This window comes from Microcoleus harperi Pol14_C6, from assembly GCF_036701295.1.
Classification (GTDB): Bacteria; Cyanobacteriota; Cyanobacteriia; order Cyanobacteriales; family Microcoleaceae; genus Microcoleus.
Genome location: NZ_JAUBQN010000001.1, coordinates 211,384 through 235,648, shown reverse-complemented (window position 1 = coordinate 235,648; position 24,265 = coordinate 211,384). Strand labels below are relative to the sequence as shown.

The 24,265-nt window shown below is 45.6% G+C and carries 23 protein-coding genes and 1 pseudogene; 13 read left to right on the top strand and 11 right to left on the bottom strand.

The annotated features are described in order from the left end of the window. Positions 1 to 121 precede the first annotated feature (121 nt). Complete coding sequence (gene proS, locus QUA27_RS00995; RefSeq protein ID WP_333065771.1) at positions 122 to 1,927, bottom strand: proline--tRNA ligase; 1,806 nt, start codon at positions 1,925 to 1,927, stop codon at positions 122 to 124. A gap of 85 nt (positions 1,928 to 2,012) precedes the next feature. On the opposite strand from proS, the gene QUA27_RS00990 reads away from it, so the two are divergent. From QUA27_RS00990 to QUA27_RS00975, 4 genes and pseudogenes are all read left to right on the top strand, one after another. Further along, complete coding sequence (locus tag QUA27_RS00990; RefSeq protein WP_333065770.1) at positions 2,013 to 2,318, top strand: hypothetical protein; 306 nt, start codon at positions 2,013 to 2,015, stop codon at positions 2,316 to 2,318. 125 nt (positions 2,319 to 2,443) lie between these two features. After that, a complete protein-coding gene (locus QUA27_RS00985) occupies positions 2,444 to 3,412 on the top strand; it encodes a hypothetical protein (protein WP_333065768.1) in 969 nt (322 codons plus the stop codon). 63 nt (positions 3,413 to 3,475) lie between these two features. Beyond that, positions 3,476 to 3,736 (top strand): annotated as a pseudogene (locus QUA27_RS00980) (hypothetical protein); the annotation flags it as partial. 387 nt (positions 3,737 to 4,123) lie between these two features. Further along, complete coding sequence (locus QUA27_RS00975; protein ID WP_333065767.1) at positions 4,124 to 7,252, top strand: MFS transporter; 3,129 nt, start codon at positions 4,124 to 4,126, stop codon at positions 7,250 to 7,252. Between the two features lie 86 nt (positions 7,253 to 7,338). Here the strand turns inward: QUA27_RS00975 and QUA27_RS00970 are convergent, their stop codons facing one another. Continuing rightward, positions 7,339 to 7,926: a Uma2 family endonuclease gene (locus tag QUA27_RS00970; RefSeq protein ID WP_333065766.1), complete on the bottom strand. Its 588-nt coding sequence runs from the start codon at positions 7,924 to 7,926 to the stop codon at positions 7,339 to 7,341. A 288-nt stretch (positions 7,927 to 8,214) separates the two neighbouring features. On the opposite strand from QUA27_RS00970, the gene QUA27_RS00965 reads away from it, so the two are divergent. Then, positions 8,215 to 8,691, top strand: a complete 477-nt coding sequence (locus QUA27_RS00965; protein ID WP_333065765.1) for an orange carotenoid protein N-terminal domain-containing protein — start codon at positions 8,215 to 8,217, stop codon at positions 8,689 to 8,691. Between the two features lie 222 nt (positions 8,692 to 8,913). On the opposite strand, the gene QUA27_RS00960 is transcribed toward QUA27_RS00965, so the two are convergent. Both QUA27_RS00960 and QUA27_RS00955 read right to left on the bottom strand, forming a co-directional pair. Continuing rightward, positions 8,914 to 9,345 (bottom strand): VOC family protein, encoded by a 432-nt coding sequence (locus QUA27_RS00960; RefSeq protein WP_333065763.1) that lies wholly within the window; start codon positions 9,343 to 9,345, stop codon positions 8,914 to 8,916. A gap of 37 nt (positions 9,346 to 9,382) precedes the next feature. After that, positions 9,383 to 10,057, bottom strand: a complete 675-nt coding sequence (locus QUA27_RS00955; RefSeq protein WP_333065761.1) for an acetoacetate decarboxylase family protein — start codon at positions 10,055 to 10,057, stop codon at positions 9,383 to 9,385. 202 nt (positions 10,058 to 10,259) lie between these two features. On the opposite strand from QUA27_RS00955, the gene QUA27_RS00950 reads away from it, so the two are divergent. The 3 genes from QUA27_RS00950 (at position 10,260) to QUA27_RS00940 (ending at position 13,247) form a co-directional block, all read left to right on the top strand. Next, entirely contained in the window at positions 10,260 to 10,922 is a 663-nt protein-coding gene (locus QUA27_RS00950; protein ID WP_333065760.1) for a glycerol-3-phosphate ABC transporter substrate-binding protein, read from the top strand. A gap of 247 nt (positions 10,923 to 11,169) precedes the next feature. Beyond that, positions 11,170 to 12,021 carry a hypothetical protein gene (locus tag QUA27_RS00945; protein ID WP_333065759.1) on the top strand — a complete coding sequence of 284 codons (852 nt, stop codon included), beginning with the start codon at positions 11,170 to 11,172 and terminating at the stop codon, positions 12,019 to 12,021. After that, positions 12,018 to 13,247, top strand: a complete 1,230-nt coding sequence (locus QUA27_RS00940) for a sulfotransferase family protein (protein ID WP_333065758.1) — start codon at positions 12,018 to 12,020, stop codon at positions 13,245 to 13,247. The genes QUA27_RS00945 and QUA27_RS00940 overlap by 4 nt, the downstream gene beginning before the upstream one ends. Before the next feature lie 142 nt (positions 13,248 to 13,389). Here the strand turns inward: QUA27_RS00940 and QUA27_RS00935 are convergent, their stop codons facing one another. The 3 genes from QUA27_RS00935 to QUA27_RS00925 all read right to left on the bottom strand — a co-directional run bounded on the left by QUA27_RS00935 (position 13,390) and on the right by QUA27_RS00925 (position 16,713). Next, on the bottom strand, positions 13,390 to 14,871 hold the full coding sequence (locus QUA27_RS00935; protein WP_333065756.1) for an S-layer homology domain-containing protein: 1,482 nt from the start codon (positions 14,869 to 14,871) through the stop codon (positions 13,390 to 13,392). Between the two features lie 161 nt (positions 14,872 to 15,032). Further along, complete coding sequence (locus tag QUA27_RS00930; RefSeq protein ID WP_333065755.1) at positions 15,033 to 16,019, bottom strand: DUF6263 family protein; 987 nt, start codon at positions 16,017 to 16,019, stop codon at positions 15,033 to 15,035. A 4-nt stretch (positions 16,020 to 16,023) separates the two neighbouring features. Continuing rightward, positions 16,024 to 16,713 (bottom strand): polysaccharide deacetylase family protein, encoded by a 690-nt coding sequence (locus tag QUA27_RS00925; RefSeq protein WP_333065753.1) that lies wholly within the window; start codon positions 16,711 to 16,713, stop codon positions 16,024 to 16,026. Between the two features lie 592 nt (positions 16,714 to 17,305). Here QUA27_RS00925 and QUA27_RS00920 point away from each other — a divergent pair. From QUA27_RS00920 to QUA27_RS00900, 5 genes are all read left to right on the top strand, one after another. After that, positions 17,306 to 18,073: a ChaB family protein gene (locus QUA27_RS00920; protein WP_333065752.1), complete on the top strand. Its 768-nt coding sequence runs from the start codon at positions 17,306 to 17,308 to the stop codon at positions 18,071 to 18,073. Between the two features lie 279 nt (positions 18,074 to 18,352). Next, complete coding sequence (rd, locus tag QUA27_RS00915) at positions 18,353 to 18,511, top strand: rubredoxin (protein WP_333065750.1); 159 nt, start codon at positions 18,353 to 18,355, stop codon at positions 18,509 to 18,511. A 12-nt stretch (positions 18,512 to 18,523) separates the two neighbouring features. Then, a complete protein-coding gene (locus QUA27_RS00910; RefSeq protein ID WP_333065748.1) occupies positions 18,524 to 19,783 on the top strand; it encodes a BaiN/RdsA family NAD(P)/FAD-dependent oxidoreductase in 1,260 nt (419 codons plus the stop codon). A gap of 61 nt (positions 19,784 to 19,844) precedes the next feature. Then, positions 19,845 to 20,582, top strand: coding sequence for a hypothetical protein (locus QUA27_RS00905; RefSeq protein ID WP_333065746.1), 738 nt, complete (start codon positions 19,845 to 19,847; stop codon positions 20,580 to 20,582). Between the two features lie 107 nt (positions 20,583 to 20,689). Beyond that, positions 20,690 to 21,463, top strand: coding sequence for a class II aldolase/adducin family protein (locus QUA27_RS00900; RefSeq protein ID WP_333065745.1), 774 nt, complete (start codon positions 20,690 to 20,692; stop codon positions 21,461 to 21,463). 111 nt (positions 21,464 to 21,574) lie between these two features. Here QUA27_RS00900 and QUA27_RS00895 read toward each other — a convergent pair whose 3' ends face one another. The 4 genes from QUA27_RS00895 to QUA27_RS00880 form a co-directional block, all read right to left on the bottom strand. Further along, the gene (locus tag QUA27_RS00895) at positions 21,575 to 22,477 is read right to left on the bottom strand and encodes an Rpn family recombination-promoting nuclease/putative transposase (RefSeq protein WP_445251461.1); all 903 of its coding nucleotides are present in this window, start codon (positions 22,475 to 22,477) and stop codon (positions 21,575 to 21,577) included. Positions 22,478 to 22,518: 41 nt separating this feature from the next. After that, a complete protein-coding gene (locus tag QUA27_RS00890; RefSeq protein ID WP_333065744.1) occupies positions 22,519 to 23,265 on the bottom strand; it encodes a HEAT repeat domain-containing protein in 747 nt (248 codons plus the stop codon). A 242-nt stretch (positions 23,266 to 23,507) separates the two neighbouring features. Then, positions 23,508 to 24,044, bottom strand: a complete 537-nt coding sequence (locus tag QUA27_RS00885; RefSeq protein ID WP_333065742.1) for a GNAT family N-acetyltransferase — start codon at positions 24,042 to 24,044, stop codon at positions 23,508 to 23,510. A 4-nt stretch (positions 24,045 to 24,048) separates the two neighbouring features. Further along, a complete protein-coding gene (locus tag QUA27_RS00880) occupies positions 24,049 to 24,252 on the bottom strand; it encodes a DUF8624 family small hydrophobic protein (RefSeq protein ID WP_333065740.1) in 204 nt (67 codons plus the stop codon). Positions 24,253 to 24,265 lie beyond the last annotated feature (13 nt).

Below are 24,265 nucleotides of genomic sequence, written 5' to 3'. Positions count from 1 at the left end.
AAAGAAGGAAGAGGGATGAAGGAAGAAGGAAGCTAATGTAGGGTGCGCAGTGCGCACCTTACCCTATACGTTGCGCGTTAATTTAGGGCGATGCACTCCGCACCTCACCAATTATAAAGGCTTAGTTGATGGCAGCTTCAATCCACTGTTTCAAGGTAGAATTTACTTCATCAATGAGAATTTCATGTGATTTGTGAGTTGCTCTTTCCACGACTTCAACTTTACCTGCTTTCAGCGAACGACCCGGAACAATCCGATAGGGAATGCCGATTAAATCGGCATCTTTGAATTTAACTCCGGCCCGTTCATCGCGATCGTCGAGTAGGGTTTCAATGCCAGATTGGTTGAGTTCTGCGTAGAGTTTTTCGGCGACTTCTACTTGTTGGGCGTCGGAAATATTGGGGATGCTAATGATGGCGTGATACGGGGCGATCGCCACTGGCCAAATTATCCCGTCTTTGTCGTAGGATTGTTCTACGGCCGATTGAGCTAGCCGCGACACGCCGACGCCGTAGCAGCCCATCATAAAGGGCATTTCTTCGCCTTGTTCGCTGGTGTAGGTAGCGCCCATTGCTTGGGAGTATTTTGTGCCTAATTGGAAGATGTGGCCGACTTCGATGCCTCTGGCGCTTTGCAAGGTTTGTTCGGGATTGTGCACTGCCCGATCGCCCTTTTTGGCCGTCCTGACACCCACAACCGTTGCTGGCAAAGGAAATTCTTTGTTCCAATTTGCCCCGACAACGTGGTATCCTGATTCGTTTGAACCGGTGACAAAGTTTGTCAGGTCAACTGCAGTGCGATCGACTAAACGCAAAAACTTAGAGTTTACCTGCTTGCTTCCAGCGATATAATCATCAGCAACATCGGGAGCCATATAACCCAGAGGTAAAGATTTAGCAGCCCATTTCCGCTGAGCTTCCGCATCCGGAACAGTCAAAAATAAAACTGTTTTAGCTTGATAATTGCCCGCTAACTTCGTCAATTCATTCAGCAACTTTACCTGATTCACCTCTTGGTCGCCCCGAGTGCTTACCAATACCAAGACTGTAATGCCATTATCGTAAACAGCTTGGTAAAGCACATTTTTGACAACTTGCGTCGGAGAACATTTCAAAAACTTGCAAAGTTTATCAATTGTTTCAGTTCCCGGAGTTTCCCGCTTTTCAAAAGTTGCAAAGGGCGATGGTTCCGCATCAGCAGGCATAGAGACAGCCTTTTCCACATTAGCTGCATACTGACCGTCTTCAGTATAAAGAACTTCATCCTCGCCCGCTTCTGCCAGCACCATAAACTCTTGAGAACCGGAACCGCCAATTGCTCCCGAATCAGCATCTACTGCTCGGAATTGCAAGCCCGATCGGCGCAGCATATTGCTGTAAGCTTGAGCCATATCCTGATAAGTTTTTTTCAGACTTTCTTCGTTAGTGTGGAAAGAATAGCCATCTTTCATAATGAATTCGCGACCGCGCATCAACCCAAAACGCGGGCGAATTTCATCGCGAAACTTAGTTTGGATTTGATAAAGATGTAAAGGCAATTGCCGATAGGAACGAATCATATCTTTAGCAATTGTAGTAATTACTTCTTCGTGAGTTGGGCCCAGGCCCAATTCTCGCTGCTGCCTGTCTGTCATGGAAAACATAATACCTTCCGCTTGAGTGTAGGTGTCCCAGCGGCCGGATTCCCGCCACAAATCGGCCGGTTGTAGTTGCGGGAGGAGGCATTCTTGAGCGCCGGTAGCGTCCATTTCTTCGCGCACAATTTGAGACACTTTTTTGAGAACTCGCCACATCAAAGGGAGATAAGCGTAAAGGCCGCTACCGATGCGCCGGATGTATCCGGCACGGAGTAATAGTTTGTGGCTAGGAATTTCTGCTTCTGCGGGGTCTTCGCGCAGGGTGACAAAAAGCATTTGAGAGAGTCGCATAGCTAATTTCCTTAAAATACCGAATGATTGTAATCTCAGATCAACTTCTGATATTATCAGACGTGAGCCTGATTTGATTAAATATATGAATAAAATTTGGGAAAAATATCAAAAAGGTATGACAGCATTTGATAATTGTCACTCTCCTACAGTGCAATCTCAGTGGCTTGCCTTAAAAGATGAAATAGGAGAATTTATTCAAAAACCTAATTCAAGCGAAATTTGGGATATTCTTCATGCTGCTGGTCGATTGTTTTACAAACTAACCGGAATTCCTTTCAATTTACTGGCCTATCCTACTGTTCGCAAACACAGCCAACGTTTCGAGGAGTACGGCTGCATTCGCAGCCTTCGCAACTGTGAGGGTAAATGCTGCGGCAAAAATTCGTAGCCTATGCTGCGGCGCACCCGATATCATGTTTGTTGAATTGCCTGCAATTAGATTGTAATGACCCGATTTAAAAAACAATTATCCCGTAACTAATTCCAAATCTAAAATCTAAAATTTAAAATCCGATGACCAGATTCATCCACGACCAATTTGCCAAACAGTATCTGAAAGAACTATTAACCCCTCTCGGTAATGTAGAAACCAGCCGGGATGTCGCTGGAGAAGTGAGGCAGGTTGACGTTTTATTTGCCCCGAAACCGGAACCGGAAGTCGAACCAACAGCCCTCGGCATTCTGGGTCAAATAGCAGCACAACCCGCTGTATTTGAACCCTTCCGCAGTCCAGTCCAGATCGGAGAAATTCGCAGTTGTCTGGGCAAACTCTTCGATATCCACGGCGAATTTGAACGCGCCGCAGCTAGAGAAAATACCCGGATTGCAGAGGCAGACTTGCCTCAACTCTGGATACTGTCGCCGACTGTTTCCGATACGATGCTAGCTGGATTTCGAGCCCTTCCCGAACCGGAAAATTGGGTAAATGGAGTTTATTTTCTGGGCCCATCTCTGAAAGCAGCGATCGTTGTCATTCACCAACTGCCCCGCACTCCAGAAACGCTGTGGCTGAGAGTTTTGGGGAAGGGAAACGTGCAGAAGCAAGCTATTGCCGAATTGAGAGAATTACCCTCAGATAATGTGTTTCGGGTGAGTGCGTTAGAATTGTTGTACAACTTGCGAACTATTTTAGAAGTCCGCCAAGACATAGATCGAGAAGATCGGGAGTTAATTATGGAACTGTCACCCCTCTACTTGCAACGGTTGGAAGATGCAACTCAGCGAGGTATCCAGCAAGGTATTCAGCAAGGTATTCAGCAAGGTATTCAGCAAGGTATTCAGCAAGGTATTCAGCGCGCTCAACGCCTGATAGTAGAGAATCTGCTACAAGTAAAATTTGGCGAGATTGATGAAGAATTAGCCCAAATAATCGAGCCCTTGATTCAGCTAGAACCCCTCGATCGCACGCGACTGATTATGCAGCTCGATCGCTCTGAATTACTAACTCGTTTCGATGCGTCGAAAAACCAACCGGAATCCTAACTCAGCAGCGCGCTCTACGATATGTAGGGGGCGCTAAATATCACTTTACTATTTATTATATATCGAGAAAATCGGGAGTTAATTATGGAACTGTCACCACTCTATTTACAACGGCTTGAAGAAGCAACTCAGCAAGGTATTCAGCAAGGTCTTCAGCAAAGTAAACGCCCGATAGTTGAGAGTATGTGACAAGTGTATTTTGGCAAAATTGATGAATAATTATCCCAAATAATCGAGCCTTTAATTCAACTAGAACCCATTGAGATCGCGCGACTGATTATGCAGCTCGATCGATCGCAATTACTAGCTCGTTTTGAGCCTTAAAATCCAACGGAATCCTAACTCGCTAGCGCACTCTACGATAGGTAGGGTGCGCCGCATCTCAGTTTACTACTATAGATAATTGGTGGCGATCGCCCCCTGCCTCAAACTTGCCGCTTTTATGCGAACTCTGCTGCTAGCATTCCCTTAAAAACTAATTTCTGACTTTAGACGGATTTATTTTTTAACTTTCACAGCCATAATAAGCAGTAAGGATGAGAGCACTAGAGAACTGATTTACTACTCATTCCAATTTCACTAATAAGGCCTTCCGTAAGATAAAGCCGAACCAAAACACACCATCATCTAAAGATTACAAAATCCCCTATAACAAAGTTGGGGACTCTTTTCGCTATGCCGAGTTAGGCATAAAAAATTAGGAGGTAAATTATGTTTGAAAGCGAGTTATTAATGTCGCTGTACAGTCCCAAATTCAATATTGCCCAAATGCCAGTAGAAATAGATGCGCGATTTGACCACCCCGATATCGGAGGGCTGATGTTTTTAAGCCCGCAGTTTTTTGTGGCATTAATCGCGGGAGTCATTATGGCTTTCGGCTTCCAATTCCTGTTAACAAATTTCTCGATCGCCGCCAAAATCTCAAATTGGGACGAGGCTTTACCCGACGATGACGATGATGAATCTGAAAGTTTGGGGACTAAAGTTCGTAAGACTGAAGGTCTAGTCGGAGGTTGGATTTTAGTCACCGTTAACCTGGCTTTATTTTTGGCTTGTTTTCTGGCAGTCAAACTAACTTCAATTGCCTCGGTAGATGGAGCGGCAATTATTGGTGTAGTCATTTGGTCGGCGTACTTTTTAACGCTGGTGTGGCTCGGTTCTAGCGCCGTCGGTTCCATGATCGGTTCCTTGATAAAAACTGCTTTTTCAGGCGTTCAAGGCGTCATGGGTACTGCTGGTGCAGCGATCGGTGGCAAGATGGCCAGCGACCAAATGGTCAACACTGTAGAGGCATCTGTTGCCGCTGTCCGCCGCGAATTGAGTTCGGCGGTAGACCCGGATAGCATTCGCGAAACACTGCAAGATTATGTGGGTTCTTTGCAGTTACCGAAACTAGATGTTAAGGAAATTCGCGGTCAATTTGAAAAGTTGCTGGGCGATGCAGATATCAAATCTCTTGCGGGAAGCGACGTTCTGAAGAATGTTAACCGCCAGACTTTTGTGGATTTAGTTAAGAGTCGCACCGACTTTTCTCAAGAGGAAATAACTCAAGTTGCTGACCAACTCGAAGGCGTTTGGAAGCAAACTTTCGGCAAACAGCAACAGCAGAAAGACCCGAATTTAGAGTTGGTTGATTTTCTCAAGTTTGCGGCTCCGGATTTGCTGAAGTCTGACGAACTCAACGCCAAGCTGTCCCAAATTCTGGAAAGTCGGGAAAACAAATCGGAATCCAGCAGCGGCATGAAACGAGCGATGCAGTTGGGTGTGGAAGCTCTTGTGGGCACTGTTTTGTCGCGGACGGATTTGTCTGATTTGGATGTGGAAAAAATCTCTGGTCAGTTGCAACAACTGACAGCACAAGGGACTCAAAAAGCTAAATCTTTTGCTTCTCAGGTGGGCGACAAAGTGCCTGCGCTGCCTTTCAATACAGCTAAGGCTGATGTGGAAAATTACTTGATGAACTCCCAACCGTGGCATCTCAACCGGGAGACAATCAAGCAGGAGTTTAGGGATGTTATTTACGACCCGGAAGCCTCTCCAGGGGCAGTTTTGCGCCAGTTAGAGATGTTTAATCCCGATTATTTTGTAGGGATTCTGGGCCGCCGCGAGGGGTTTGCTCCTGAACAGGTGACGGAAATTGCCGAACAGCTTGAAGGTGTCCGCCAAGAAGTGTTGGAAATCGTGCGAGATGCTGCTGGTGAAGAACAGTCTCAAGATTTACGCAGCCGGATTGAAAATTATTTGCGATCGACTGGCAAAGATGAGCTGAATCCAGAAGGTATTGAACGGGATTTCCAAGCGCTTTTGGAAGACCGGGATGCGGGTTTTGAGGCTTTGCGCGATCGCCTGTCGCAGTTTAACCGCGATACTTTGGTGCAGTTGCTCGGTCAGCGGGAAGATTTCAGTCCAGAGGAAGCCGATCAGTTAATCGGGCGGCTCGAAAGTTCGCGCGATCGCGTGATTTCAAGAGCTCAAGAATTGCAAGAGCAAGCGAAATCGAAAGCGCAAGAATTGCGGCAAAAGGTAGAAGACTATCTCCGCAATACTAATAAAGAAGAGCTCAATCCAGAAGCGATCGAGCGCGAGTTTCAAACGCTGTTAAACGACCCGGAAGCCGGATTTAAAGCGCTGAGAGAACGCTTGTCTCAATTCGACCGCGATACGCTGGTGCAGTTGCTGTCACAGCGCCAAGACCTCAGCGAAGAACAGATAAATCAGGCGATCGACCGGATCGAATCTGTGCGCGACAACATTATCCACGCGCCGCAAATGGTGGCAGATAGAGCTAAGCAACAGTACGAGGAAGTTACTGCAAAAATTGGCGAGTACCTGCGGAATACAAACCTGGAAGAACTCGATCCAGAAGGTATCAGTCGGGATTTGACTAAATTGTTTGAAAATCCGAAAGAGGGTGCTTTGGCACTTCGGGAAAGACTTTCTCAGGTCGATCGCGAAACTTTAGTCAAGCTGCTGTCGCAGCGGGAAGATTTGAGCGAAGAACAGATCGAGCGGACGATCGATCGCGTGCAAGATTCGATTCGCAGCATCGTGAAATCGCCCCGCCGCTTGGCATCTCGCGCTCAAAAAACAGTCCGGGATTTCCAAGGCAGTTTGGAAAATTACTTGCGGAATACGGACAAGGAAGAACTCAATCCTGAAAGCATCAAACGCGATTTGCAGTTGCTGTTTAGCGAGCCGGGAATGGGGATGCAAAGTTTGGGCGATCGCCTGAAGCACTTCGATCGATCGACTCTGGTAGCATTGTTGTCGCAGCGGGAAGACATCTCGGAAGAGGAAGCTAACAGAATTGCCGACCAAATTGAGTCGGTCCGCAACCAAATTGTCGAACAAGTTCAAATGGTTCAGGACAAGTTCCAGTCCGCAATGGATGGTATTTTCGGGAAAATCCGGGATTACCTCAATTCGCTGGAGCGACCCGAACTCAACTACGAAGGAATCAAGCGGGACTTACGCAAAGTGTTTGACGACCCGCAGGCCGGATTTGACGCCATTAAAGAGCGTTTAGGTGAGTTCGATCGCGGTACTTTAGTTGCCCTGCTGAGTTCTCGTTCCGATATTTCCGAGGCACAGGCTCACCGAATTGTTGACCAAATGGAAGGAGCCCGGGACAGCGTTTTATTGCGCTCGGAACGCCTGCAAAGTGAAACTAAAAAACGCATCAAACAGCTCAAAAACAAGGCCAAGCAGCAAGCAGAAGATGCGCGCGAAGCCGCAGCAGCAGCAGCTTGGTGGCTGTTCGGTACGGCTCTGACTTCTGTGGTTGTTTCGGCTTTGGCTGGAGCAATAGCAGTCGGTGGTATTTCGGGTTTGTTTAGCTAGACTTTCAACGAGTTTGAAATAAAGTTCTCCTGATTCTAGGCTGGCTGTTTGCCAGCCTATTTTCTTTGGAATAATATCAGAGTCCTTCAGGATTCTATAGTTGGCGGAAACACTCTCGATAAATCGAGCGCCAAGTCGTGAAAATAAGGCAGATTAACAGACTCGTTGGGCAGAAAAATCAGCGTCCTGCGATAACCAAATTGGCCAGGGGCATTCTGATACGGCTCGCTGTAACATTCCAAGCAAGTTTGTGATAAATTAAATATCCAATAGTTAGAGATTCCGGCTTCAGCATAAAGGGGGAGCTTAACCTGTTTGTCGTAACTCAAAGAAGAATCTGCAATCTCAATCAGCAACAGTAGATCCCCTGGACAGGGGTGAGAGGATAGATAGTCGTCAGGGCGATTTTGTACGAGCGAAAAATCAGGTTCAGGTTCGCTGTTTGTCGGTAAAACGATGGGAGATTGACACTGTAAAGTTGCCCGTTCTGCTACTATGACGCTTAATTCCCGCAGTAATCTTCTCAGACAGGTTTCGTGAGCGGTACCTTTAGCTGCCATTTTCACAAGTTCTCCCTTGATTAACTCAACTCGATCGTCCTCACCAAAGAACCCCAGTTCTGTCAGGCGGTGATATTCCGCTATGGTGAAGCGTTTTGCAGTTGCGATCGACATAACAGCCACCTCAATACAGGTCTGTTGCGATTATAGGCGATCGTCGATCGGCTAAACAATGCTAATCATGAGCTCCGCTAACAACAATATTGTCAAATTTGCCTCATCCTTTGGTTGCAAATTTTCCCGATTTTGGTAAATTTACTCCCCGAAATTATGTCCGGGATCATATCTGTCTTAAGCAAGATTCTAGCATCACTATTTATTAGGTACTTTAACTTAAGTAGCAAACAAAAGTTTTCTCACACATCAGAAAACTGAGCAATACATATTATTTTGGAGGCTTGAATGACCTTTACTACCAGTGCTTACGACCAAGGAAAAGCAGATATTAAGAAGTTGAGTGTAGACGACCAATTAGGTTTGCTGTGGTTTGTTTACACCGAAATGGGCAAGTCAATAACGCCAGCGGCTCCCGGTGCTTCCGGTTCCGAAATCGCTCAGGGTTTGTTCGAGCAAGTCAAGCCTCTGCCCCACCAAGAACAACTACAAGTAATGCGGGACATTGCCTCAAAAGCAAATACCGAAATCAGCCGGATGTACGGCTCAATGAGTCCTGAAACCAAGCTGGCTTTTTGGTATTTCCTAGCAGTAGGAATGGACGAAGGAACTATTATTCCTGTTCCTCCCGACTATCAACTTCCCGAAGCAGGAAAAGCTTTACTAGGAAAGATTGAAGGCATGGACTTCCAGCAGCAAATTGATTTCCTTCGCGGTACAATTTTAGAAATGGGAGCTGAAGCCGCTCCGGGGGCTGGCATTTAAAAATAGGAATTACTCAGCGAATTAATTGCCCGCAGCCCCGGTTAATTTGTGATTAAATTAACTGGGGTTGCTCAATCTAGCAGTTCTGGACGCATTTCAACGTAATCCTGTCATTCACAAGCGTTGCGAAGCATCTGCTAAGATGCTTCGTTGCACAGCGTTTCACTCAGCATGACACCTAGGCTTTGCGTAAGTCCTGTCTAGAAAACTTAATGCTTGACCTTATAACTTTGGCTGCGGGAATAACTTTTCTAACAGCGCGCTAACTTCCTGACCGTAAGAAATTTCCAACGTATGACCGTCCGGGTCTCGGAGATAAGCCCAGTAACCGACAGGAGGTTCCGACTCATTAGGGCCGTTCAATAAAAGCCCTTCTGACTCAGCCTCACTGCAAAGGCGATCGACTTTTTCACGAGTTTCGCAGGCGACGCCGAGATGGGAATGTGGTAAAAGTTTGCCATCCACTAATGGTGCTTTAATTAGCACAATGACGAACGGTCGAATCAAATCACAAATCCAAGAAACATCTAATGATGTAATTGGATCTACACGGCGGTGAACCACTTTTAGGTCAGCGTACTTCGCGTAAAACGAGATGCTTTTGTCTACATCGCTTACTGAAAGTGCAATGTGGGTAAAACCAATATCGCTCATTGGAACTTTCCTCCTATAATGTACGCCAATTTTAGGGTTAATAACTGAATTCAGCAGATCTGTTCCCCACTATTTGCGGCGCACCTGCAATTAAACGCAGATCTTCGCAGGCAACTGTTAGCAAGGGCTGACCTAACTTTAAATGGGCAAAATGACTTTCTTCAGATATTTCTAATTCGCCTTTAATCAAGCCGACTCGAGATTTAAACTCTCCTTTAAACAACAGCAAATTGCTCCTGTCAGCGCTGAAAACATTTCCGCTCAAAGACAGGGGTAAAGCTAAACTTTGCTGGGTGTAACTGAGGCTGCACAGTTGACGGTTTCCTTGGCTAACTGTGACGCGGTAGCCTAGCGGTGCTGCCTTTACCGAATCGCTGCCTTCCCAACTAAATTGCGCTAATTCTTTAGGAAGTCCCCAAATTTCGCGTCCGCCGGCTACCGAGTTAGGATTGTCTACATAAATGTGAGAAATCCAAGCACCCCATTTTCCGGCATAATTGGCGATCGCGCTAACTACAATTAACTCATTGTACTCCATCACAGAACCCAACCCGTAGGAGGATATATAAATGCCGCCTAGGGTTTTTCCTGGCAATAAAGAGACTATTTCTAACTCAGAGGGAACCAAGGGGCGCACTCGTGCCACATCTACCAATTGTAAAGTCTGAACAGCATAACCTTGCAGATTCCAAGGTGCAGGTGGATATACCATTTTTAGTGATTAAATGTCTGAGAGTTTATATTTATTTTAGCTTAGCGTCTCAAAAAGCAACATTTTTTTGTATCTCTTCACATATTCTTAGGAATTTTACATATAAAAAAATAATGTGTTGATAGCAGCCAAACAGTTGACATTAGAGAGAATATTAAATATGGTCTATCTAGTGAATATTTAGAAGGAAACCTAAACCTGTATGCTGACATCTTACAAGCCAGATGTTTTCGATAGTTTAGAGCATTTTTTCACGGCAAGAGACCTGCTAGAGCAAGCCCAGGATAACATGACAGAACTGGGTGCTATCATCCGCAGTTACGGTTTGCAAAAGCAGGTAGGTATTTGCTTGCTTCAAAAACACTTTGACCTATCCGGTAACGAAAGGTTGGTCGAAGAGTTTGACGGCAACAATGCTTATGTCAAGCCGACAGCAGAATACGGCGATGCTATTCCGTATATGTGGAAGGTTGAAAAAGATCGAGCATCAGGCAACTGGGTTTGGTTTCCCTTAGAATTTGTCCGCGTTAGTGAAGCTGTCTCGGCAGCAATTAAACGCTCTGAAGCAGTTGTCAATAACTCAGAATTTCTCAATGAAATTGCAGGTAAACTGTCCGAATTGGGGATGACTGATATGTTTGGCATCAGCATTTTGCACCGAGATGCAATTAAAGTTGCTGAGGGCGAAATTTTGGTAGAAAGCACCGACGATGAAGCCCGCGTTTTGACTCTTTCCTCAGTTCCCCGGCAGGATGTTGACCGCGCAACTTTAACGCAAACTCTCTGGCAGTTTCCCAATGATGAAGGGGTTGAGGTAGGAGCGATGTGCACTCACTGCACTCACTGCACCCATTGCACTCATTAGGCAAGATTTCTAGAGGGTAAAAAGTTTGTAGTAAAGCCCTCATTGCTCAAAATTTTCTATATATGTAGGGTGTGAACTGCACACCTTACCGCTATAAGTAGCACCTCAAACCACTTTTTACCTAAGTCCTGAAACGGAAAAGAAAGAACTTACATTTCTTACTAATAACGGGAAATTCAAGAAAAAGAACTTGCATTTCTTACTACAAACGACGTTTGCGATCTGGGCGATTAATACATATTAAATAATGTCCACTCTCCGTCAAAGTATAGTAATTTATCGCTGCCAAAATCTGGAGTCAGAAACTACACAGAAAGAGTTCCCAACTAGAGTGTGGCTGAGTTCGGGCACGCAGCTAGCTTTTGACAGCGTACCCGATCGCATTCCGTATTGCGAAGGGGCTTTTATGCCAAAAGAACCTTGGAGGGAACCAACACCAGCAGAGTCTGCACTGCTTTGGGTTCATGAACCCCCACCGCCATATTCGGGTGTAGGAATTGTGCGTTTACCGCCGGATGTTTTAGCTTTGTTTGCTGCTGCCGGTATCGCTTCCCTAACAACTCCGCTACAGGTTGCTGAGTTTAAATCAGAGGAAAAATGCCGACAGGCACTCGATAAATTAATTGAGTATTTTCAGCCTTTTTGTCTGTCGGATGCGCCGCCGATTATTAACGGTATGGGAGGCAGGCAGCCGGGATTGAGTACGGCAACAATTGATAATCAACGCGGTTGTCGCAACGGCTTGCATACTGATAATTGGGACGGGTTGGCGCTGGCGAACAAGCAGGAGGCTACTAATCGGGTTTGCGTGAATTTAGGGCGGGACAGCCGTTACTTTTTGTTTGTGAATTTGACTGAGATAGACATTTTTGAAATGCTGGAATGTCCTGATTATGATCTTGGAAAACCCTGGACGCGAGAGTTAACCAATGAGTTTATGCAGCGCTATCCAGAATATCCGGTGGTGAAGCTGAGAATTGCGCCAGGCGAGGCTTATATTGCACCGACTGAAAATATGATTCACGATGCTTCTACTGCAAAAATGAAGCACTTGGATGTTAAGGTGATGATGCGCGGTTATTACAGGATTCCAGCATGAGTTTTGCCGTTAGCCAAGCCTTCGGAGAGGATCGCACTTTTACAGATACTTGTAGAGATAGTTTGGAGGATGAGAGAAAATTGCAAGAGTCGATCGCCCTTTACGAAAAATTGATCGCCCAAAACCCCAATTCGCCCTCAGCCTACCACAATTTGGGAAAAGCGCTGCAACAAAACGGGCAAATTGCAGAAGCTGTCGCCTGTCACCAAAAAGCCATTCTCCTCCAACCAAACTTTACTGCTGCTTACTTCCCCTTGCTGTACGCGCCGCTGCCTAAAGATTCTCCTCTGATTGACAGCCTGGTTGCTCTTTACCGCGAAGTTATCGAGATTTTGCCAAATTTTCCCTTAGCCTATATTAACTTAGCTGTAGCGCTCAGCAAGCAGGGAAAAATTCAGGAGTCGATCGCACTTTTTCAAACAGCAGTCCGCTTGCAAACAGTCGCATCTCGCCCGCAACTGTCGCAAGTAGAATGGAATTGGGCCTCATCGCGATCGCCGGATTTCATTATCATCGGTTCTCCCCGTTGCGGCACAACTTCTCTCTACAAATATATCACTTCGCACCCTCAGATTTTACCTGCTGCCAATAAAGAAATTTGTTTTTTTTCAGAACATTTCAACAAAGGAATAGCTTGGTATCGATCGCATTTCCCGCCGACAATAGACGCGCATCATTTTTTGACAGGAGAAGCAACTCCGACTTATCTCACTCACCCGCTGGCTGCGGAAAGATTGCACGGTTGTTTGCCCAAAGTTAAGCTGATTGTGATTTTGAGAAATCCGGTCGATCGGGCTTTTTCTCACTATCAAATGCTGGTGAGACGCGGTACGGAACGCAGAAGTTTTGAAAAGGCTATCGATTCCGAGTTGCAATTGCTTGATGGCGCAACCGAAACAAACTTAGAAGATAAAAATCCTGGGAAAGATTGTGATTATATTTATAAGAGTCTTTATGCTTGCAGCCTCAAAGAGTGGATGAAACTTTTTTCCAGGGAACAGTTTTTGATTTTGCAGAGTGAAGAATTTTATGCCAATCCGGCTGCGACAATCAAACAAGTTTTTGAGTTTTTAAATGTGCCAGATTTTCAACTGGGGAATTATCAAAAGTACAACGGTGGTGATTATCAGCCAGCAGATGATTTTGTCAACCAGCGATTGCGCGAGTATTTTCAGCCGCACAATCAGAAATTAGCGGAATATCTGAATAGAGAATTTGCATGGTAATTATAAAAAACTTATAGGGGCGGGTTTAGCCCGAAATACCAAACACTGAACAACTAATCTAGATACCAAATCCGCCCCTACAAACACTATCCGCGTTAATCCGCGTTAATCGGCTTAAATCTGCGGTTAAAAACCTGCAAATCTACTTACTGGCATAACCCGTACTTACCAAAAACTCCCGCAACTTCCCAAAGAATTGAGTGCGATCGCGCCCTTGATAAACTCTCTCCAACAACTGCCAACCTTCCGCCTCTTGACCCATGACATACTTGTTCGCCATGAAGGCCGCCAAAACCCCCTTCACCTCCCCATTTTCACTCAAACGCTTGTTAGATTCCAGCCAAAGCTCAGCAGAATTTGTGTATACCTCCACCGGATACTGTTTGCTAACATCTTGCATTTTACCTTGGCGGTACTGCCAAATTTGCAGCGGAAAGCGAGAATCAGCGTAGTTTGTAAAAGCCTCGGAAAATCTGCCGTCCTGACTCTTAAACTCTGGGATATCATTTTTGCCAAAATCGACTATTTCGTAACTTACATTGCCCCAGAAATGCTTGATATGAGTGTATTTGTTAGCGCCAGAGTCGTAGCGGTAAATAAACGAATAATTGCAGCAGCGGACGCCGCTTTTGATTGAGACTAAATCTGCCAGCACTTCCGGTTCCTTGTCGCCGTCTAAATCACGGATTAGTAGCGATAAAAAACGTCCTTCTGATATTTCTTCGCTCGCCCTTTGGTCGGGGTTATCTACTAAAGAACGAGTCGGAATGAGCACTGGTTCTTCTAATAAAGTTTTACCGTTGCGGATAATTCTGATGCGGAGATTTTTTGCATTTTCTGCTTCTTTTACGAAAGAAACTTCTGCCCGAACTTTCCCCGCTTCCGAGATTTCTGTTGTTCTCGGCGGGCCGATATTCGCCGGAACTTGGGCGATATATTGGGCAGGAACTAAGGCAGTTTGGCCGGGTTTGGCGATCGCCTGACAGAAAAAAGTTGCGACTTCAGCGCGAGTAGCATTCCGAGTAGGTTCTAGCTGTTTAACAGCAGGATAATTGACCACAAGTTGTTTTTCTGTGGCGGCGGCGATCGCATTTCTTGCCAGTTCGGGAATTTGCGGCGCATCCTCAAAAGTCGCATCCAAAATCTCAGCCGCCGAGCCCGTAGGTGTATATTTCAAGCCGCTGGTTAAAGCTACCAAAGCCTGCCAGCGGGTAATATTCAAAGTGGGGTTAAAGATACTGCCACTGTATCCAGACATAAAACCCGTCTGATAAGCTTCTCGAATTGCTTTAAAACCCCAGTAATTTGTTGGAATATCTGCAAAGTCGATCGGAGCGCGGACGGTTTTGGCATCGGGAAAAGCCATGCGAACCATCGCCGCAAACTCAGCCCGGCTAACTGGGCGATTCGGGCGAAAAGTGCCGTCTTCGTAGTAGCCACTAATGATTTTTTTCTGTGCTAACTCCTCTATGCAAGCTTGCGCCCAATGCTCGTTAACATCCTTAAATTTAGCTTGAGCAAATGCCGGCGCTACATTCAAGCCCGGAAACATTAAATTCCCGATGATTATCCCTAGGGCTACCACTAAACCGATGATAGCTTGCCATCTGTGCGATCGAATCATAGAACAGACTCCTCTACTTACAAATTGGCGATCGAAACTTTTGGAAACTTTATATAATATCAGGTATATTAACCCCATTTAATACCAGTTATTAAAAATTTACCGACAACTAAGGACACGGCAATGCCATGCCCCTAATTTTTAGACTTGTATAATAAAGCTTACTTCGACTCTAAAGTCATCTCCATCGTCATTTTTGTTGTGATTGTGGATTCTTCTGAACTGCCAGCACTTTTAGCACTCATTTCGCTATTTGAACTAATAGACACAGTAGAGCGAAAAGGAATTAATTTATCCAAGCGCCCTGTAACTTTTCCCCGACCCTGAGAACTAAAAGATTTTAGGGTTAAGGTAGTTCCAGCAGGCAGTAGGGGAGAGGTAATATTTTGGGGGTTTGCTTGCTGCTCTATACTTACACTCATAGAGACAACTCCATCTTGCCAGCTATCCAATTCATAGGTAGCAATGTCATTCACATTCATGCCACTGAAATCAGAGGAAGAAGAAACGCGCCATTTGGCTCCTTTTCCGACTGCTTCTGCAGGCAGCGGCGAGGCAAGTTGTTCTAGAGATTTAGACATTTGTCCAACCATTTGTTTGAGGTTGTTGTCAGATCCTTCGGGCAAAATAATGTCACCTCCTTTATGAAAACCGCGATTGTCCATGATGAAAGAGCCTTTCACTCCGACCATGCTTTTGAGTGCGGAACGCATGGCATCTCGCGCGGCTGGCGGGGTATTTCCAGTATCGCCCGCGATATCTGAGTTAGTATAAGCAAACTCATAGTGAATATCGCCGTTGGGATCAATTTTAGTGACTTTTGTCTCGAAAGTCATCACCGATATTGGAATTTTACCCTCAGGCGAAGACCGACCGGATGCGGATATTTCCATATCCATTTTTACGGTCATAACACTTGTTTCTTTGACATCGATAGCTGGTTTTAAACGCAGTTCCTGTCGGGGTTCCACTCCCGGATTTAGCAGTTCCACTTGCGGGGTTTTCGAGTTGGGGGCAGGCGCGGATAAGCCAGGGGCTGGCTGCTGCACTACAAGTGGAGTTTCCGCACTTAGGGAAGCAGGAGAAAGCTCGATCGCCCATCCGGCGCTCGCCAAACAAAGAGATGTAATAAACAGTGTTTTTTTCATTAACTTAATTTCCTGTTATCTGAATGTTGGCCTGTTCCCACAGTCGATCGACTGTCACGAATTTGTAACCTTTATACAAAAGCAATGGAATTATTTTATCCGCCGAATCTGCAACATCTTCGCCGCCGCAATAGCCGTCGTGCAGTACAATAATAGATCCGTTTTCAGTTTGCTGGACGACGCGACCAATAACTTTCCTAACCCCCGGCCGCACCCAATCTTCCGGGACAACACTCCACATTACAGGGCGATATTCCCACTGTTGCAATAACTCTAATGTTCGCGGCGTAAAAATGCCGTTGGGCGGCCGCACGTCCAGGATTAATTCTGGGTCTAAATTGCAAGCTTTGGCAATTGCTTTTTGGGTGTCTTCTAAACTTTGTTTGAGTTCGTGGGTTTTGAGTTTTGGAAACGATATATGCTGATAGCCGTGGAGACCGACCCAGTGTCCGCGATCGTACACTTCTTTAGCCGTTTCTGGATGGCGGTCAACACAAAAACCTAGCCAGAAAAAACTAGCTTTGATGTCGTATTTATCTAAAATTTTTAACAGTTTAGGTGTGTGCTGACGGTGCGGTCCGTCGTCAAATGTGAGGGCAATTTCTCGGCTGTTGATATCTCCCGTCCACAGACATTTGGGAAAAGCCGATTTGAGGATGGGATGAACGACAGGAAACAGGGGTGCTAATGGCATTGATTAACCTTGATAAATGCGATCGGGTAGAAATGAAGCTGCGTTACAATAGAATAAAGTTAACTCAATCTAGGTAAATATGACAACTACGGTTGAGATTGGAACGCTAATTGTCAGCACGCCGGTAACTGGCGACTGCCGCCCCCCATCGCCAAAACCCGAATTACCGTAAAAAATATTGCTATTGATTTTAATGCGGGGCTGACTCCATAAAAAATTATTGATGAAAAACCGCATAAGACTCGATCGCAAATTTATGGTGTACTAGCCTAATATTAGGCGAACCCCCACAAAATAGACGCACATATAGCAGCAGAAAACGCTGATTAAAAGCGCTTGTAATCGGAATGTACGATAAATCTGAGCCGTTAAAATATAATAAAACAGCAATTGTTAAAAGGTTATATTATATCTGAATAACTGTCTCTAATAGATGAGCAATCGCACTTAAAAAAATCTTTAACTCTTTTGATAGATCCTCAAACTATATCCGATAAATCGACCTCTATCTCGCGGTCGATGCGATTGCCCTCCGGTGTCCTCATATACTGAAAAACAGCACAACTAATCGAAAAAAAATCAAGGAGGAAAAATGACAGAGGAATACCTAGCCGAACGCACAGTTTCAGCCGTATTTAAGGAAGAAGAACAATTAGACGGCGTAATTCGGCGGTTGCTCGATCGCGGAGTTTCCCGCGACCACATCTCAGTCATGGGAAAAAACTTTCAGTCTAAAACTAGAATTGCCGGCTTTCTTACTAAAAAAGATGTGATTTTAGGCGGTCTGCGAAGCGGGGCGATTTTTGGTTCCTTATTCGGTTCTTTTTTGGGTTTGCTAACTGGCGTCGGGGTGCTGTTTATTCCCTTTGTCGGTGCAGTAGTCTCCGCGGGCCCGCTGGGTGCGGTACTGTTGGGTGCAGCTAGCGGCGCGATCGCAGGTTCGGCCGGTGCTGGTCTAGTTTCCGCTTTGGTCGCTTTGGGAATGCCCGAAGACAAAGCAACTATCTATCAAACCCGCGTTGAAGCAGGCGAATTTCTCGTGATGGCAGAAGTTCCCGCAGATAAATCGGGCGAATTTCAACTCTTGCTAGAAAGTGCAGGTGGCGAAGAAGTTTCAGTTAGCGAAATGACGCTGCCGCGCGCTGTCAAAGGTCGCTGCAATAGTCCGGCAGACTTATCTCCAGAAGTGCGATCGCACCTGTCGGAAGCTGCTCAAAAAACCTTTATGGAATCCTACAACGCCGCATTTGATGAAAGCAACGACTCCATACAAGCGGAACACACCGCTTGGAATGCCATTCACCAGCAGTACGAAGAAGATGAAAACGGCGTTTGGACTAAGCCTTTAGCGAAAGTCTAGTTTCCCGATCGCGGTTAACTAATAAAAGATAGAATGCAGCCTCTAGAACTTGGGTTCTAGAGGCTTGTAATATTTGAGAGTTTAGATTAGAAAATATTGTCTCAGTCTTTTTAATCAAATTGTGGGATGGGCTTCTAGCCCGTCCTATTTATTTTTTCAAGAGGTCTATTTTATAATTGTGAATTGTAACTTGTGAAAGATTTAATTTTTCTGGTATTGCAATAGGTTGTGTTGTCAAGTACAATCTATAGGCTTACGATATAAAATTGAGTTAAGCAAATGCAAAAATACGTTTGTACAGTTTGCAATTACGTCTACGATCCAGCAGAAGGCGACCCCGACGGAGGCATAGCTCCCGGTACACCCTTTGAAGATATCCCCGACGATTGGGTTTGTCCCACTTGCGGGGCGGCAAAATCCGATTTTGAACCAGAATAAGCGAGAAAAAATTTGTCCGATCGAATCCTCAAAATTACAGTCATTGGCGGCGGTGCTGCAGGTTTTTTTAGTGCAATTACCTGTGCCAAAACCTACCCGCAGGCCCGGGTCACTTTACTAGAAGCTGGCAGGCAACTCCTGGCAAAAGTTCGCATCTCTGGCGGCGGGCGCTGCAACGTTACTCACGCTTGTTTTGACCCTGGTATTTTAGTGCAGAATTACCCCAGAGGTGGAAAAGCTCTGCGCGGTGCTTTTACTCGATTTCAACCGCGCGATACTGTAGAATGGTTTGCCGGTCACGGCGTGAAGTTGAAAACCGAAGAAGACGGGCGAATGTTTCCGATTACCGAGGATTCGGGGACTATTGTTAACTGTTTGATCCGGGCTGCTGAGGATGCAGGCGTAAAAATTCGCACCGGCGATGCAGTAGTTTCAGTAAGGAAATTAACCGGGAATAACGCAGAGGGCGAACAAGGGGAGACCGCCCCTAGGTTTGAAATTGAGTTGAAGTCGGGGGAGACATTTAAGTGCGATCGCATTCTTCTCACTACAGGCAGCAATCCCTCGGGTTATAAGTGGGCAAAAGAGTTAGGTAATACTGTAGAACAGCCCGTTCCTTCTCTATTTACTTTTAATATTTCCGACAGCAGAATCAAAGATTTAGCCGGAATTTCTGTTCCTAATGCTAAGGTGAAATTGCCGGGAGCTAAATTAGAACAAAGCGGGCCTTTGCTAATTACTCACTGGGGTTTAAGCGGGCCTGCTGTCCTGAAACTTTCTGCTTGGGGTGCGAGATTTTTGCACGATCGCCATTATAAAACATCTGTGCTGATTAATTGGCTTCCCCAGTACAATGCGGAAGTTTTGCGGCAGCAACTGCTAGCAGTTAAGTCGCAGTTGTCGCACCGATTGATTGTCTCTAGCTGTCCGTTTCCGGTGCCGCGCCGCCTCTGGGAACGTTTGACAAGTTCGATCGGCATTGACGAGCAAAAACGCTGGGCAGACTTATCTAACAAAATCCTCGATCGCCTCCTGCTAGAACTCGTTCAAGGCGAATATCAGATTTCCGGAAAAGGCGCATTTAAGGAAGAGTTCGTCACCTGCGGCGGTGTCAACCTCAAAGAAGTCGATTTTAAGACAATGGAAAGCCGCCGCTGTCCCGGACTTTTCTTTGCTGGCGAAATCTTGGATATCGACGGCGTGACGGGCGGTTTCAACTTCCAAAGTGCTTGGACTACGGCGTGGTTGGCCGGGAACGCGATCGGCAAATGAACTCGATTTAGACGGGAAATTATTAAATTTTGTGTTATTTTTGAATTAAGAGGCACAAAATGTGATTGCTGTTGAGCCTGTAGAAGAAATTCGCAGTTTTGCCTCCTTCCACATCGGGGTCAAACACATGAAAAACGTTAAGCTGAAAACCCTAAAATTCCCGAACCACACTGACAGCCATCTTGACTCACCTTTGATAGAAAAAAATGGCTTGGTGGAACTTAACCCAAAATTTACAAATCCTGAATTTTTAACCAACTGGATTTTTGAGACAAACCTGTACGGGGAACCAGTTTCAATCGACCACTTTGTCATCACATTTCCCAGCCGCACCGAACTCGAAAACTACGCCAAATCTTTTTACCCCTTCGGCGCCAAAACAGTTGAAGGCCCCGACTTGTTCCCGATTAACTTTTGTGCGGAAAACATTAATGTTCCCTCCGACTTGTGGCTGCATTTAATGACCTTATTAATGCCAGCGGGCGGCTTAGTAGTATTAGATGCGCCCCACGCACCGGGCGACCAAACAGACCGCTTCCAGCAAGAAAGAGGATTAGAAGCAGTTCACCACGTCGCGATTCGAGTCGAAAACGTGCAGAATGCTGCTAAAATATGGCAAAATAAAAACTTTAAACCGCTATCAGAGCATCCTCTAAACTCCGGCTCATTAACCCAGTGGTTTCTGCAAAACCCCGCCGGACAAATTCTCGAATTAATCGAACGTCGCCCCGGCAACAACGCCACCTTTGACTGCAAAAACATCGCAGGTTTGCGCCTCAGTGAAGTCGCCAGTCAGTAGGGCAGGCAAGATGCCTGTCCCACAGTTCCCAATTATCTCGTTCCCAGTCTCTGACTGGGAATGCCGATTCGGAGGCTCTGCCTCCTGTCTTTTCACTAATAAAATATATGGTCGCATTAAAAATCCCCAAAGTCACCATTCAACCCCCAACATTCAACTCACTTGAAGAAGAACGCCGCCACCGCAAACAACGTTTAGCCGCCGCATTCCGATTATTTGCCCGCTTCGGATTTAGCGAAGGAATTGCCGGACACATCACCGTCCGCGACCCCGAACACCTAGACCATTTCTGGGTCAATTCTTTTGGAATGCACTTCAGTTTAATTCGAGTCAGCGACCTAATTTTAGTCAACCACAAAGGTGAAGTTGTTGAAGGAAATAAACCCGTAAACGAAGCAGCATTTGCCATTCATTCCCAAGTACACAGCGCCCGCCCCGACGTAATCGCAGCAGCCCACGCTCATTCTCCCTACGGCAAAAGTTGGTCGAGTTTGGGCCGCCGGCTTGACCCGCTGACGCAAGATGCTTGTTCTTTTTATGAAGACCAAGCTTTATTTGACGATTACACCGGAGTTGTTTTGGAAATCGAAGAAGCTAAACGCATCGCCAAAACTTTAGGTGAGAAAAAAGCTATTATTTTACAAAATCACGGAGTGTTAACAGTAGGTCAAACAGTAGATGAAGCGGCTTGGTGGTTTATTTCAATGGAACGTTCTTGTCAAGCGCAGTTAATGGCCGAAGCAGCGGGAAAACCAATTCTCATCAAGCCAGAATGTGCGCGTTTAACACAGCAGCAAGTAGGGTCTCACCGCATGGGATGGTTTAGCTTTCAACCGCTTTATGACATGATAGTGCGCCGGGAACCAGACTTATTAGATTAGAAACTCGGCGGTTGAAACCGCTATTACACAAACACAGTCCGCCCGCAGCGACTAAAGAATAAAGGGGGTATTAAAGCCGGATTTAGTATCAGGAGTGCAAAAGTTATAAATTCATGCTGAAGCCGATTCCAACCAAGCTATCAAATCATCTTGACTGGTAAAATCTAACAAGATTTCTCCTAAATCATCTAATTGTTCGAGAGATAGCTGCTGGATGCGAGTTTGAATTTCCGGCGAAATTTCACCAGTGCGGCGCGCGATTTGACGGAGAATTAATGCTATCTGACCCTCTATTATGCCTTCTTTGCGGCTTTTAATAATAGCACCGCGCTGGTCTTCAAAAAACATTTCCCGCTTTTCTAATTCCTCTAATTCCTTAAGGGTTAAATTAGTTCTGCTGGCGATGGAAAAAGCTGTTTGAATTTCGGGTATTGATGCAAATTTTTCGGGAATTTCCTCGAATAGAGGAGCATTTTTGATAAAATAAATCCAGCTTTGAATTATGTTTTCGACTTGTTCTAGTTCTAGGTTTAACTTGGGCAGTTCGACAAACACTAATTCGATTTCTCTGTTATAATACTCGAAGTTTTCTTCGAGTTCTTTAAATACAAAATTAGTGAAAAAATTTTCGGTATTTTCAAACAAAATAAAATCAGTAATTGTTAAAGCAATCAGAGGATTTAATTTAGAGTATCCTTCCCTAGGTCTGAGTTGAGTTGCGTAGGTTTTGGTTGCATTGTACACTACCCGTTTAGTAAAAGCTTCTACATTTATTACGTGCATTTCGATAATCACAGTTTTGTTGCCTGTAATTTTGGCTTTAACATCCAGGTCAGTGTCTGTTAATCCAGTAACGCTCGGCGCGGCGTAAGGGTCAATAATTTCTAAGTCTTCAATGGTTGGCTGTGCGTCATAGAGCATAGCATTGAGGAAGCTAATCAAAATGTCTTTGCTCTGGGGCGAAGCAAAGATTTTTTTGAAACCAAATTCTGTCTTAGGATTGATGAAACTGATAATTTGGAATTAGTAAGTGGTGTTTGATTGTGGTAATTATATCACAAAAGTCCTTCCATTTCTAAGTCTTCAATTATCTGCAATCCACGCGGGTCGCCAACTCGCAAGAGTGAAGATTTAGCATCTTCCCGCACGCCCATATCTTCATCTTCTTCTAAAGCTTCAATCAGACCATCGATCGCCCCAGCGTACACTATATTATTCGGCAATTCGCGGGCCAGTTGCCCGATCGCCCAAGCGCAGTTGCTCCGCACAGCAGATACAGAATCTCCCCGCAGCGCTTCAATCAACGGCGGAATCGCCGCAATCACCACAGAGTAACCAACTTTTGCCATTTGACCCAGAGAACTCGCCGCCCACAAACGCACCGCCGAAATATCAGTTTTCAGAGCATCAATTAAAGATGGCAAAGCGCGCTGATCCCTGCAATTTCCCAGCGCCCAAACTACCCCTTTGCGAACGTAACCGTTCCAATCGCGGTTAAGCTGAAGAATCAGCGGTTCCACAGCATCGGGACTCGGATTTCGCCCCAAAGCATAGGCCGCGCTTACCCGCACCAAGGGGCAACCGTCTCTCAATAAATTAATTAAATGCGAAATTGCTCGATCGTCCTGCAGTTCGCAAAAAGCCCGCGCCGCAATCATCCGGTGCTGAGGTTCTGGGGATTCCAGCAAAGGCAGCATTTCCTCGGGATCTGGCAGCGGGGGTTGGGAGTCGTCAAATTGATCCAAAGGGCTTTCCAGTTCCGTGTCAGTATCAAGGGCGTTGGAGTAGTCGTTATTGTTCATAAAAAAACTTTACCGTACTGAGGATGCTCCTGAGCAACTCAGACAACGGTCAACAGCAACTAGGATAATACCAATAAAAGTATCCCGAAGGAGGACTGAAGGCCTCATGTGGTTCATAGTGAGGACTTCAGTCTTCCTTAAAGTTCGTAGTCAAGACTTAATTTCCCCTAAAGTCACAAAGTTTTTAGATTCTTTTAGTATTAGGACTCTTAGTCTTTACTACAAACATTACCTTTTATTTTTTAAAGAGACTTGAGCATAGAGACAGAATGACTTTGATAGCCTAATTTTTGATAGAGATTCACCGCCGGCTGATTGCTCAGAAATACTTGCAAACCAATTTGCCGATCGCCCCTTTCGCGCGCCCAATTTTCAGCATGAATAACTAAAGCTGCACCGATCCCCAGACGGCGATGTTCCGGTGCTACGTACAGCAAAAAAATGTGAGCGTAGCGTTCTCCGGTGGTTTGGTCGATCGCATTTCCCAACCACAAACATCCGACAACCGATTGGAGATTTTGGGCTTGAGATTGGGGATTGAGATACTGCGAGGGAAGCACCGGCAAAATTTCTGCCTCTTCCTGGGTGTTTTTCTGGCACTCTACCCACCAAACCGGCGTCTGGTTAGAAAAATACTGCTCGACAGTTTGAGCCAAATGTCCCAATTCCCCATCCGGGTAAAGCTCTTGGTAAGTCCGGTGCATAAACTTTACCAGTTTTGCCCGATCGACTCCCGATCCTGAGCGCAGCCCGTAGCCCGGTATTAATGGAGCAGACATCAGCTCACCGGACACGCAAAGCGGAATAATTTAGCCCCAAGAAAATTGGATTCACTACGGCAGCTTGCTTTTGGGGGATCGCTTCCTCAATCGGTGCCGGGGCAGCCATGTCACCCGGCAAAAAGATGCGAGCACTGACTGCTACCAGAGCCGCGAAAAATACTAATACCGCTATCAATGGAGCAATGTATTGACGAATAATACCCATAACCGCAAAAACT

What these genes read in the sequence shown, in the direction of transcription:
- QUA27_RS00940 (WP_333065758.1), top strand. Translation starts at nt 12,018, where the DNA reads ATGAGTTTTGCCGTTAGCCAAGCCTTCGGAGAGGATCGCACTTTTACA.
- QUA27_RS00945 (WP_333065759.1), top strand. Translation starts at nt 11,170, where the DNA reads ATGTCCACTCTCCGTCAAAGTATAGTAATTTATCGCTGCCAAAATCTG.
- QUA27_RS00920 (WP_333065752.1), top strand. Translation starts at nt 17,306, where the DNA reads ATGACAGAGGAATACCTAGCCGAACGCACAGTTTCAGCCGTATTTAAG.
- QUA27_RS00955 (WP_333065761.1), bottom strand. Translation starts at nt 10,057, where the DNA reads ATGGTATATCCACCTGCACCTTGGAATCTGCAAGGTTATGCTGTTCAG.
- QUA27_RS00975 (WP_333065767.1), top strand. Translation starts at nt 4,124, where the DNA reads ATGTTTGAAAGCGAGTTATTAATGTCGCTGTACAGTCCCAAATTCAAT.
- QUA27_RS00890 (WP_333065744.1), bottom strand. Translation starts at nt 23,265, where the DNA reads ATGAACAATAACGACTACTCCAACGCCCTTGATACTGACACGGAACTG.
- QUA27_RS00965 (WP_333065765.1), top strand. Translation starts at nt 8,215, where the DNA reads ATGACCTTTACTACCAGTGCTTACGACCAAGGAAAAGCAGATATTAAG.
- QUA27_RS00970 (WP_333065766.1), bottom strand. Translation starts at nt 7,926, where the DNA reads ATGTCGATCGCAACTGCAAAACGCTTCACCATAGCGGAATATCACCGC.
- QUA27_RS00925 (WP_333065753.1), bottom strand. Translation starts at nt 16,713, where the DNA reads ATGCCATTAGCACCCCTGTTTCCTGTCGTTCATCCCATCCTCAAATCG.
- QUA27_RS00930 (WP_333065755.1), bottom strand. Translation starts at nt 16,019, where the DNA reads ATGAAAAAAACACTGTTTATTACATCTCTTTGTTTGGCGAGCGCCGGA.
- QUA27_RS00950 (WP_333065760.1), top strand. Translation starts at nt 10,260, where the DNA reads ATGCTGACATCTTACAAGCCAGATGTTTTCGATAGTTTAGAGCATTTT.
- QUA27_RS00885 (WP_333065742.1), bottom strand. Translation starts at nt 24,044, where the DNA reads ATGTCTGCTCCATTAATACCGGGCTACGGGCTGCGCTCAGGATCGGGA.
- QUA27_RS00880 (WP_333065740.1), bottom strand. Translation starts at nt 24,252, where the DNA reads ATGGGTATTATTCGTCAATACATTGCTCCATTGATAGCGGTATTAGTA.
- QUA27_RS00935 (WP_333065756.1), bottom strand. Translation starts at nt 14,871, where the DNA reads ATGATTCGATCGCACAGATGGCAAGCTATCATCGGTTTAGTGGTAGCC.
- proS (WP_333065771.1), bottom strand. Translation starts at nt 1,927, where the DNA reads ATGCGACTCTCTCAAATGCTTTTTGTCACCCTGCGCGAAGACCCCGCA.
- QUA27_RS00960 (WP_333065763.1), bottom strand. Translation starts at nt 9,345, where the DNA reads ATGAGCGATATTGGTTTTACCCACATTGCACTTTCAGTAAGCGATGTA.
- rd (WP_333065750.1), top strand. Translation starts at nt 18,353, where the DNA reads ATGCAAAAATACGTTTGTACAGTTTGCAATTACGTCTACGATCCAGCA.
- QUA27_RS00900 (WP_333065745.1), top strand. Translation starts at nt 20,690, where the DNA reads ATGGTCGCATTAAAAATCCCCAAAGTCACCATTCAACCCCCAACATTC.
- QUA27_RS00990 (WP_333065770.1), top strand. Translation starts at nt 2,013, where the DNA reads ATGAATAAAATTTGGGAAAAATATCAAAAAGGTATGACAGCATTTGAT.
- QUA27_RS00985 (WP_333065768.1), top strand. Translation starts at nt 2,444, where the DNA reads ATGACCAGATTCATCCACGACCAATTTGCCAAACAGTATCTGAAAGAA.